Source organism: Paenalcaligenes hominis, from assembly GCF_011927625.1.
GTDB classification, from domain to species: domain Bacteria; phylum Pseudomonadota; class Gammaproteobacteria; order Burkholderiales; family Burkholderiaceae_B; genus Paenalcaligenes; species Paenalcaligenes hominis.
Window position 1 is genome coordinate 1 of record NZ_JAATIZ010000005.1, and the last position, 11,533, is coordinate 11,533.

Genomic DNA, 11,533 nt, shown 5'->3' on the forward strand with positions numbered 1-11,533 from the left:
ATAACTATGTGGCGCATCCTCGTGAAAGGATGTTAGCTCACTCATTCCAAGCGCCCACACTTATCGGCTGTTAAATTGTTAAAGAGCAAAGAAATACGCCCGAAGGTTTCTTTCTAGGCCGCTACGCTGACAAACGTGTTAACGTTGCAGTAAGTAGCGAAAGATGAATTATGAAGTGTTTTTTAAAACCTGTCAAGCATTTTTTGCAAGACCTTCATTTCACCGCTTAAATCAAAACACTTGGCAAAGCACTTCAATTTAAGCCCTGACTAAGCAGGTAAGCTTTAAATCATAACTTGAAAAAATTATTTTTGCAAGCTTTTCTTTTTTTCTGCCCTGCGGGCTAGGAAAGAAAAGAATTATGACTTGTTTTTTATTTGGCGTCAAGTGGTTTTTAACACCGACTTGTTTTTGCTGCGCTTTATAAGCCGCGATCGCCAAAGAAATGAAACTATAGCAAGACTAAAGTAAAAGTGCAAGCCCTATTTTAAAATTAATCCATATAGCGCTTTACCAAGTCACCACATTGAACGCAGCTAGCGTGGTTAAGAGATCTATTCTTTTTATTTGTGCTGCTCGTTAGTGCTGCCCTGAACCTTTAGGCTTTTCGCCTTATCTCAGTAAAATGCCGTAAGCTATGTGTTTCCTCCCCCTCTCTATATAAGTGCACTTATGTCTGAAGATATTCTAATTAATGTAACCCCTTTTGAAACTCGCGTTGCGTTGGTCGAACAAGGGCAAGTTCAAGAGCTTCATATAGAACGCAGTATTCAACGTGGCTATGTCGGTAATATCTATTTAGGCAAAGTCGTACGCGTACTGCCTGGCATGCAAAGCGCGTTTATAGAGATCGGGCTAGAACGCGCTGCGTTTATTCATGTGGCTGATTTACGGCAAAACCGTAAAGAACGACTTGAAGGTTCACCTACCACACCCATAGAAAAGCTCTTATTTGAGGGGCAGTCATTAATTGTGCAGGTAACTAAAGACCCGATTGGTACTAAAGGGGCGCGCCTATCAACTCAAATTAGTATTGCTGGGCGCATGCTGGTTTACCTACCTTACGATCCGCATATAGGGGTGTCACAAAAAATAGACGAGGAAGAACGCCGTCAAGAACTTAAAGAGCGCGTACAAGAACTCGCGGCTAATCAAGACGGAGGGTTTATTGTGCGTACGCAAGCAGAAATGGCCACCGATGATGAGCTGATTGCCGACAGTCTTTATTTGAGAAAACTGTGGGGGATTTTATTACAACGCCTTAAAACGCATGGCGCTCCTTCTACCTTATATACCGAGCTGCATTTACACCAACGTATCTTGCGCGACGTGGCGTCGCCCCATACAGATAAAATCATTGTGGATTCCCGGATGGTATTTCAACAAATGCAGGAGTGGGCCGAGGTATATACACCCGCCTTGGTTGAGCGCATTCATCATCATAGTGGTAGCCGCCCCCTCTTTGATACAGTACGTGCCGAGGAAGAAATTCAGCGCGCATTAGCTCGACGTGTAGAACTTAAATCCGGCGGCTACTTAATTATTGACCAAACCGAAGCGCTGACTACGGTCGATGTCAATACAGGCGGCTATGTAGGCGGCAAAAACTTTGGCGATACCATTTTTAAAACTAACCTAGAAGCCAGCGTAGCTATAGCTCGGCAATTACGTCTACGCAATTTGGGCGGGATTATTATTCTTGATTTTATTGATATGGATAACCTAGAGCACCGCGAGTCCGTATTAAAAGAACTCCGCAGTGCGTTAGCCAAGGATCGCACCCGGATCACCATTAGTGGCTTTAGTCAGCTAGGTTTAGTAGAAATGACACGTAAACGCACACGGGACTCTCTTAATAACCAGCTCTGTGAACCCTGCCCTACTTGTCAATCAAGAGGCTCTGTATTAACGGCTCGCAGCGTGTGCTATGAAATTTTACGTGAAGTCCTACGCGAATCACGTCAATTTAATCCACGCGAGTTTCGAATCCTCGCGTCCCAAGACGTGGTGGATTTATTTTTAGAAGAAGAAAGTCAACATCTAGCACAAACCGGTGATTTTATTGGTAAGCCCATTTCACTAGAGGTTGACAGTCATTACTCGCAAGAACAATACGATATTATTTTGTTTTAGGTGACGCGGCTGGGCATAGCTCAGGTTTTGCTAAGGCTTGCAAAAAGGCATCAACCAAAAAAGCTTGGCGGTTGTAATAGGTATACCCTTTTACTTGTAGCTTGCCATTCGCAAAATAGGTGAGATCCAACAACGCTTGCTCGCTAGGGTCTGTTTGGTCCGCTAAGCCATAATACACCGTTGCATAGTGCACCTCGTTAGGTTGCAAGCTAAAGTTAAAATCAACCGCGCACTGAGCTCGATGCTGATAAAGACGACTTTGAACCTGGGGTAAGGTCAGATCCGCAAACACTTTAGTGGTGCGTAAATTAGTTTCCGCCCGTATGGTTTCGGCCTCTAGGGAAATCTCTTGGGTGCTAGCGCACCCTGCAAGCCATATCGCCAGGCCTGCTCCTAGTAAAATTCGTGTGCTCATGCTTTTCCTTCAGTTAAGTCAAATTGCATTTCATACAAACTGGCATAGATGCCTCCTAAAGCGACTAGCTCGTTGTGTGTGCCAGACTCTAGAATTTGCCCTTCATCTAAAACAATAATACGGTCTGCTTTTTGCACAGTGGAAAGACGATGGGCAATAACTAGGGTGCTGCGATTTGTCATCAAGCGTTCGAGTGACTGTTGAACTTGACGTTCCGACTCATTATCTAAGGCTGAGGTAGCTTCGTCTAATACCAAAATCGGGGCATTTTTAATTAACGCACGTGCAATGGCAAGACGTTGGCGCTGGCCGCCAGATAAGTGACCGGCATTCTCACCGACTTGCGTATCGAGTCCCGCAGGAAGTGAATGCACAAACTGAGTGAGATTCGCGGCATCAAGGGCTTGCCAAATTTGCTCCTCGGTGACTTCCTCAAACGCCCCATAGGCCACATTTTCGCGGATAGTGCCTTCGAACAGCACAACGTCTTGACTCACAAATGATTGAAATTGGCGCAATGAAGCCAGGCTTAATTCACTGGTGGGAATGTCATCAATGAAGAGCTCTCCCGCCGTCGGGATCACAAAACGAGGCAGCATGTTAGCGAGCGTCGTTTTACCACTCCCTGAGCGGCCGACTAAGGCCACTGTTTGCCCAGGCTCAATGGTAAATGACACATTATTAATGGTTAACCGATCTTGGCTTGGGTAACGATGACTGATGCCACGGAATTCAATTTTTCCAGTAATGGGAGCGGTTAAGGTGCGCGTACCTTGGTCTAGCTCTGGCTCCTCGTCTACTAAAGCAAACACACTTTCCGCAGCAGTGAGCATTTTTTGTACTGTGCCAGCCATATTGGCTAGGCGACGGATCGGATCAAACAATTGCACCAAGGCAGCCATAAACGCAGCAAAGCCACCCACTGTTAAACCTTTGGTGCTGGCTTGATATAACGCTACCGTAATAACCGCCGCTACGGCAATAGAGATAAAAAACTGCGTAATGGGGGAAAGGGCTGCACTGGCACTGGCGGCACGCATTGCAAAACGTCGAATCCGCCCGTTCACATAATGAAAACGCTCTGTTTCGCGTCGATAGCCGTTAAAAAGTTTCACTACGCGCTGACCATCGATACTTTCGCCTACAACGCGTGTGAGCTCAGCATTCATGTCTAAGGCGCCACGATTAATAGTCCGTAAGCGTTTAGAAATGATACGCGCTGTAGCGTACGCCAAGGGCAGCATAACAAAAACAATAAGCGTTAATTGCCAAGACATATAAAGCAATACGGCGATCAGCGCTACAACGGTCAGAATTTCCCGTACTAAAACCGTAATGACTTCGGTGGCAACGTTCGTTAAGGTACCTGCATCAATAGTAAAACGATTTAATAATCGCCCCGTATCACCCTCTTTGAACTTGCTGTCGGGCAGCTGTAAAAGGCGCTCAAACATCTCGGCACGTAAATTGCGCAACATATTATTAGCGACCAAGGCAAGCAAGTAATTACTCGCATAAGCCGCCATACCGCGTATGAGCATGATGCCCACCACAGAGAGAGGAATTAGCCAAATGTAATACGGTTTGGCTCCGGTGAAACCATCGTCTAGCAAAGGCTTCATAATCACCGCTAAAATGGGCTTGGTTGCCGATACCACGCTAACGAGAATAACGGCAAAAAGAGTAATTTTCCAATACGGACGCAATCGACCATAGATACGGCGCCAAATATCGGCTTCCACATTAAAATTGCTTTTTAGTGTGCTGGTCTTAGAACTAGTCAACAGAAGTCTCACTTTAATACTCGAGGATATGCGTATTCTAACGCTTAAGCCTCTCTGCTCCTAGCTAGATCATCCATTAGGTTTGTTTTATGAGTTCTTCCCCTATTTTGTATTTACGTTTACCGAACTGGCTGGGTGACGTATGTATGACACTGCCTGTACTTGAGGCATTTTTAGCGCGCAACTATCAGGTCATTGTTTGCGCTAGGCCTTGGGCTAAACCGTTATTATCTGGGTATGCGTTAACCGACTTTGTTCCCATGACAGGAAAACTCAAAACTGATGCCTCAGCCTTACGACATCATAAAAAAGACCACGGCCATGGCGAAGCAGTAGGACTTAGCCTGCCCGATTCGTTGTCAAGTGCGTTAATTTTCAAATGGGCGGGTGTGCCCTGTGCGGGCTATAAAGACGATGGTCGTAGCTGGCTCTTAACCTGGCCAATTGCAAAGTCTACTGCACGCTTGCATGCGGTAGAATCTTGGTATTATCTTGCGCACCGCGCTGCCGAATACTGGCAACATTCTATTGCACCTACGCCCATTAAAAGCTTACATTTAGCTGGCGTTCCTTCGGCAAATCCTGCTAAATTTGGGTTGGACCCCACCCAAAGGAATGTACTCATTGCCCCTACTGCCATAGGGTTACATAAAGGACGCATCAAGGTGTGGCCTCATTTTGAAGAGCTAACTCAGCAGCTGCAAGCGCATTCAGTTAACGTAATTATGTGTCCGCCTCCTAATGAAATTGACCAGGCTTTGCAGAATGCCCCCTCGGCAATGCGTTTAGAGCCTTTACCTCTGCTTGAGTTTGCCCAACTTTGCAAGAGCGTGGATTGGGTGGTGTGTAACGATTCTGGTGTGTCGCATTTGGCGGCAGCCGTAGGCAGTACCCAGCTCACCTTAATTGGCGTCACAGACCCAGCTCATACAGGACCTTGGTCTGATCAAGCAACGTGTCTTGGCTCCCTTAATCATTGGCCTACGGTTCAAACGGTACTGACTCCTTTAATCGAATCAATGACCTTAAAAAAATAAATTTTATTTATGAGTATTGCTCAATATCTGGCTCAGTTAATTATTCCCAGCAACCTCATGGTGGCACTACTGCTTATTGCTACGGTGCTTTGGATAATCAAACAGCGACGAATTGCTTTATTTATTGCCTTAGCTGGCAGCGGTTGGGCGCTATTTTGGTCCTTGCCGGTATCATCTATGTGGTTAGGCGGTCACTTAGAAAACCGCTATGAGTACGTTCAGGCAGAGCAAATGCCGAACGCTCAAGCTATTGTGGTGCTAGGGGGGCACACTGCCAACAATCGAGCTAACTGGTTTGAGGCGTTTGACCCAAGTACAGCGAGAAGTCGCATTCAGCGCGGAGCTAAGCTATTTGATGCCCAACGGGCGCCCTTAATATTGGTCTCGGGGGCTGCATTAGATGGCGGTACAAGCGAAGCCCAAGTGATGGCGCGCTATTTACGTCAACATGGAATCAATGACGACCATATCTTGATCGAAGAACGCAGCTACACCACCAAAGAAAATGCGCTATTTAGCGCAGAGCTGCTGCACAAATTACAATTAAACCAAATTTTATTAGTGACTTCGGCATTGCATATGCCACGCTCTGTCGCCGCCTTTGAAAAAGAAGGGCTTGAAGTCATTGCGGCCCCCGTAGCTCCACAGATTACGCCCCCAAAAAACGATTTAGGACGTTTATGGAAACCCAGCTTACAAGCCATGAACGCGAGCCGGTCTATTATTAAAGAGTATGCAGGCTTGTTGGTGTATTGGGTACGAAGTTGGATCTAAACCTACGCTTTATTCACCTGGCGGCGGCTTAGGTTGCCAATTCGTTTTGCGGTTAAGCAACCACAGCTTACTGTAACGAAAAAAGCTGCCGGAGGCCGCTACCCCCGCCAAAATAAAACCTGCTCGACCATCTAAAAAACCTCGTCGTAGCACATAGATTCGTATAAAGGTCCAGAACGCTTTCAGAGCTATGCCAGCAATAGGGATGTGTTTGCCTTTTTCATAAAGACTTAATGCAGCAGCCGTTGAATAAAAATTGGTTTTTGTAATAAGGGTTTCTAAGCTGTCATAGGGATAATGCAGCAAGTGACCACGTAGTTCTGCAACGAGGCCTTCCACTACTACGCTTTCATGAACGCGCACGTCCTTAAAACGCCCGGCATCCCGTTTAAACAAGCGTACTAAACGATCTGGCCACCATCCGCTGTGACGAATCCATCGGCCAGCAAAACAGGATAAGCGCGCTACGCTATAAGCATTGGCTTGAGGGGCCCGCAATACGCTTTGTATTTCTGCGGCTAATGCCTCTGGCACTCGTTCATCGGCATCAATAGATAACACCCACTCATGGGTGGCCAATGCGAGGGCACGATTTTTTTGTACACCAAAGCCAGGCCAGTCTGTCGTGTGGTGAACTTGCGCGCCATGTGCCGTAGCTAGCTCGCAGGTTTTATCGGTACTGCCCGAGTCCAACACAATGATTTCATCGGCAAATTGCACCGACTTTAGGCACGCTGCAATGTGCGCCTCTTCATTTTTGGTAATGATGATGACTGATAACATAGTGCGCTAACGCCACACCTTTTATAAAAGTTTGTACTGGCTGAGCCACTGTCGATAATGGCTTTCGGTGAGTTGCTGCTGGGTTGCCTGAGTAAAACGACCTGAGCCTACAATGTAGTCATAACCCGCTGCTGCCATTGATTGACGTAAAGCGGGGTCTTGAACTAAACGCTGTAATGCCTTACGTAATGCCACAATGTCATGCACCGGCACTAACATGCCACTTTTCCCTACCTCTATCATTTCAGGAATCGAACCAACCTGAGCGGCCACTACGGCCACCTGAGCCGCGGCCTTGGCAAACACGATAGCACTGGCTTCGGTCGGTGCGGCTAATGCAAAAACATCCAGCTCACCCATAAAAGACACGATTGATTCGGTTGGCGCTAGGCGATGCACCTGCTTGTGTACGTCTAGTTGTTCGGCAAACGACACTAAGGTATCGTCTGAATCTGTGTTATTTGCTATGACCAGATGGAGCTGAGGCGACTCGCGCATCAAGGGCGCTAAGGCTTGAATAAGTTCTAGGGCCCCTTTTTCTTTGCCAGCAGCCACCATACTGCCCACCATTGTCGCCTCGTCAGCTACACCAAGGCGCTGGCGCAAGGAAGTTGTGTTGAGTGATGGTGTATCGACCGCCGGATAGACCACCTCGATACGCGAAGCAGTTACTCCTTTTTGGACTCGACTTTTTTTCACAAAGTGACTTAAGGCGATCACCCCATGTGCTAACCATCGATCTGTAAAGGCGGAATCTGACTGACCAAAATGCTGAGTACGTACGATGAGGGGGTGACGTGCAAGACGAGCAGCCAGCCCTACGGACAATGAATCGTGGTGGGTTTGGGTGTGAACCACGTCAAAATGCTGCGATAGTAAAAGACGTTTTAATGGCAATACGGTACGTAAAACACCCCAGCCTGAGCCCATGTGCAATGGATGAACATGGAATCCGTCTTGTTCAAGACGTTGTTTTAATGGCGCCTTGGGCTGGCATAAGGCCTCGACGTGGTGACCTTGCGCACGCATCGCTTGCATCAGGTTATGCGTGTAGCGTTCAGGCTCACCCTCATCCAAACTTGCATTCGCATAAAGTATCCGTAACGGGTTCATTAGTAGGCGATCTCCACTGCATGTTGGCCAAGCCAATCGTGTAACTGCTCAAGCATCGTATCGGCCAAGCGGACTCGCCATTCGGAACCTAAGCGTAATTGACACTCATAACGACTATTTTCCAAAAGCAGCTCAACCGCTACCCCAGGAATATTGTTTTCTGGTTCGGCACGATACGGGTTCAGTATCTGATACAGTTTCTGAGTGTCGTAATTCTTTTCATCCAACAAAAGCTGCAGGCTGCGCGCACGGGCTTCTCTAGCTAATTGCAAATCATAGATCTCATCGGCTGTGATTCGTAAACCACCGGAATAGTCATCATAGCTGACTTTTCCTTTGACTATAATGAGTTGGTCTTCTTTGAGGCGTTGACGGTTTTGTTCAAATACCTCATTAAATATAGTGACCTCTATTTGCGCTGACCCATCGTCTAAGGTGGCAATTAGCATCCGCCCGCGTCGCGTCATGCGCACCCGAACACCCGATAACACGCCAGCAAACCATTGTGGTTCACGTGATGGCTCTAGATTGGCCAATGGGCGTGGGGCAAAGCGACGTACCTCATCGCGCCACGCATCGAACAAATGCCCGCTAAAATAAAAACCAAGGGCAGTTTTTTCCTGCCGTAATTTTGTTTGTAAATCCCACTCGGGTACTTGCTCTAGCTCGAGTTCGATTAAATCATCAGACGTGTCATCAAATAAAGAAACCTGATGGGCATTGCGAGCCGCCTGATCCGCTGCCTCCATGGCTTTACCCACGGTAGCCAATAGCGCAGCTCGGTTTGAGTCAATGGAGTCAAAGGCACCGGCTTTAATTAAGGCTTCTAAGGTACGACGGTTTAAGGTGCTGCGATCAACACGTTTACAAAAGTCAAAAAGACTTTTAAACGCCCCGCCAGTTTGTCGGGCAGCCACAATAGCATGAATGGCTGCCTCGCCTGCCCCTTTTACAGCGCCTAACCCATATCGGATCGTACGCGGTGGCTTAGCTTGGGCGCTGTGGGTATCCTTGACAGGTACAAAGCGGTACTCAGACGCATTCACATCTGGAGGCAATACCGCCACCCCGTTTGCTAAGGCATCTTTCCAAAAGATCTGCATCTTATCGGTGTCATCCATATCGGACAACAGGGTTGCCGCTAAAAACTCGGCCGGATGATAGGCTTTTAACCACGCTGTATGGTAAGCAATTAATGCATAAGCCGCAGAGTGACTTTTATTAAAGCCGTAGCCTGCAAATTTTTCCATCAAGTCAAAGAGCTTGACCGCTAAATCGCCATCGTAGCCCTTTTCTACGGCACCTTTTTCAAATATCTCGCGGTGCATGGCCATTTCTTCGGGTTTTTTCTTACCCATGGCACGGCGTAATAAATCGGCGCCCCCTAGCGAGTAACCTCCGATGATTTGTGAGATCAGCATGACCTGTTCTTGGTACACAATCACACCATAGGTACTCTCGAGCACAGACTCAAGATCGGGGTGAAAGTAGTCCACTTCGGCTCGACCGTGCTTACGATTCACAAAGTCAACCACCATACCAGACTCAAGCGGGCCGGGACGGTACAACGCCAACATCGCAATAATGTCTTCAAAGTTACTAGGACGTAAGTTGCGCAGTAGTTCCTTCATGCCCCGCGACTCAAGCTGGAACACAGCGGTGGTATTGCCATCACACAAGACTTGATAGGCATTTGCGTCATCAAGGCTAAGCGCCATGAGGTCAAAGTCTTTCTTATCTTCGTTAAACTCGCGCACGTATTTGACGGCCCAGTCCAGAATCGTCAGATTACGTAAGCCCAAAAAGTCGAACTTAACGAGTCCTGCATCCTCAACGTCGTCTTTATCGTACTGCGATACCGCATTGGCGTCCTCGCCTGGCTGCCGATAAAGAGGACAGAAATCAATGAGCTTGCCCGGAGCAATCAAAACACCCCCCGCGTGCATACCGACACTGCGCGTTAAGCCTTCGAGGGGTTTAGCTAAGTCAATTAACGCTTTTACTTCCTCGTCGGTTTCATAACGTTCTTTGAAAGCGGGCTCATCGGATAGAGCGCGACTTAGGCTCCAGGGGTCAGCTGGACTAAATGGAATCAGTTTGGATAAGCCATCACACAAACCATATGGCAACTCTAATACTCGCCCCACGTCACGAATCACCGCTTTTGCGCCTAATGTGCCAAAGGTGGCAATTTGACTGACCGCTTGACGCCCATACTGATGTTTTACGTAATCGATCACTCGCTCTCGGTTGTCTTGACAGAAGTCAATATCAAAGTCAGGCATCGAAACGCGTTCGGGATTTAAAAAGCGCTCAAAAAGCAAGTCGTAACGTAACGGGTCTAGGTCTGTAATACCCATGCTGTAAGCCACTAATGACCCAGCACCGGACCCTCGACCTGGCCCAACGGGAACACCATTAGCCTTGCCCCAATTAATAAAATCAGCGACGATCAAAAAGTAGCCGGGAAAACCCATATCAATAATGGTTTTGCATTCCCAGCGTAATCGCTCTAAGTATTTAGGGCGCTCGGCATCGCGTTCGGCGGTGTCAGCATACAGCTGCTCTAGCCGCAACTCGAGCCCGCGCTCTGCCTCGTGCGTTAAAAAGTCACCTAAGCTCATGCCCTCGGGGGTGGGGAAATCAGGCAAATGAGGCTTACCTAGCTTTAGCTCTAAGTTACATCGTTTGGCAATTTCAACCGTGTTTGCTAAAGCTGAAGGAATATCAGCAAACCGTTGCTGCATGAACTCAGAGCTAACAAAATACTGCTCTGGGGTAAATTTACGCACCCGACGGGGGTTAGCTAACTGCTCACCTTCTGCAATACATACTCGCACCTCGTGAGCCCGGAAATCCTCGGGCTCGGCAAATTGAATGGGGTGCGTTGCAACGACGGGCAGGCCTATGTCTTGAGCCAGTCCGAGGGCTGATTGGATATAACGCTCTTCGTCTTCAAACCCGGCACGCTGCAGCTCAAGAAAATAGCGATTGGGGTAGTGCTGCTGCCATTTTTTAGCCCACGCCCAAGCCTGATCAAGCTTGCCTGATAATAAGGCTTGGCCTACATCGCCTTGATGCGCTCCTGAAAGCAAGATTAAGTCATCTTGGCCATACAACCACTCGCGTTTTACTTCGCCACGGCCTTTGTACTGATTATCTAGCCACGCTTTGGTGAGGATATCGCATAACGCCAGATAACCCGCATGGTTCATGGCCAACACCGCTACACGAAAAGGCTTGTCTCTGTCTTGTTCGTTTTCTAGGTAGAGATCACTGCCTGCAATCGCTTTAATACCATTTTTACGGGCAGCCTTATAGAATTTAATTAATCCAAATAAGTTACCTAAGTCAGTTAACGCCAATGCGGGTTGATTGAATTCTTTTGCTTTGCTGACCATTGCTGAGATTCGGGTGATTCCGTCCACGACCGAAAACTCTGAATGACAGCGCAAATGCACAAATGATGGAGTGCTCATAAATAAAAACTCTAT

General features: G+C 47.6%; 9 protein-coding genes. 3 read left to right on the top strand and 6 right to left on the bottom strand.

Going from position 1 to position 11,533, the window contains the following annotated elements; all coding sequences use genetic code 11:
- Window positions 1-258: 258 nt before the first annotated feature.
- The gene (locus GGR41_RS11600; RefSeq protein ID WP_167662000.1) at window positions 259-441 is read right to left on the bottom strand and encodes a hypothetical protein; all 183 of its coding nucleotides are present in this window, start codon (window positions 439-441) and stop codon (window positions 259-261) included.
- 231 nt (window positions 442-672) lie between these two features.
- On the opposite strand from GGR41_RS11600, the gene rng reads away from it, so the two are divergent.
- Window positions 673-2,133 (top strand): ribonuclease G, encoded by a 1,461-nt coding sequence (gene rng / locus GGR41_RS11605; protein WP_167662001.1) that lies wholly within the window; start codon window positions 673-675, stop codon window positions 2,131-2,133.
- Here rng and GGR41_RS11610 read toward each other — a convergent pair.
- The gene (locus tag GGR41_RS11610; protein WP_167662002.1) at window positions 2,120-2,548 is read right to left on the bottom strand and encodes a hypothetical protein; all 429 of its coding nucleotides are present in this window, start codon (window positions 2,546-2,548) and stop codon (window positions 2,120-2,122) included. The genes rng and GGR41_RS11610 overlap by 14 nt on opposite strands.
- Window positions 2,545-4,332 (bottom strand): lipid A export permease/ATP-binding protein MsbA, encoded by a 1,788-nt coding sequence (msbA, locus tag GGR41_RS11615; protein WP_371019929.1) that lies wholly within the window; start codon window positions 4,330-4,332, stop codon window positions 2,545-2,547. Before msbA ends, GGR41_RS11610 begins: the two co-directional genes overlap by 4 nt.
- An 89-nt stretch (window positions 4,333-4,421) precedes the next feature.
- Between msbA and GGR41_RS11620 the strand changes: the two genes are divergently transcribed.
- Window positions 4,422-5,369 carry a glycosyltransferase family 9 protein gene (locus GGR41_RS11620; protein ID WP_188372625.1) on the top strand — a complete coding sequence of 316 codons (948 nt, stop codon included), beginning with the start codon at window positions 4,422-4,424 and terminating at the stop codon, window positions 5,367-5,369.
- A 9-nt stretch (window positions 5,370-5,378) separates the two neighbouring features.
- Entirely contained in the window at window positions 5,379-6,143 is a 765-nt protein-coding gene (locus GGR41_RS11625; protein WP_167662004.1) for a YdcF family protein, read from the top strand.
- 9 nt (window positions 6,144-6,152) lie between these two features.
- Here the strand turns inward: GGR41_RS11625 and GGR41_RS11630 are convergent, their stop codons facing one another.
- Genes GGR41_RS11630 through dnaE form a run of 3 tightly spaced genes read right to left on the bottom strand, consistent with a single transcriptional unit; the run spans window position 6,153 to window position 11,518 of the window.
- Window positions 6,153-6,926 (bottom strand): glycosyltransferase family 2 protein, encoded by a 774-nt coding sequence (locus tag GGR41_RS11630; protein ID WP_167662005.1) that lies wholly within the window; start codon window positions 6,924-6,926, stop codon window positions 6,153-6,155.
- A 21-nt stretch (window positions 6,927-6,947) separates the two neighbouring features.
- Window positions 6,948-8,039 (bottom strand): glycosyltransferase family 4 protein, encoded by a 1,092-nt coding sequence (locus GGR41_RS11635; RefSeq protein WP_167662007.1) that lies wholly within the window; start codon window positions 8,037-8,039, stop codon window positions 6,948-6,950.
- On the bottom strand, window positions 8,039-11,518 hold the full coding sequence (gene dnaE, locus GGR41_RS11640) for a DNA polymerase III subunit alpha (protein ID WP_167662008.1): 3,480 nt from the start codon (window positions 11,516-11,518) through the stop codon (window positions 8,039-8,041). Before dnaE ends, GGR41_RS11635 begins: the two co-directional genes overlap by 1 nt.
- Window positions 11,519-11,533 lie beyond the last annotated feature (15 nt).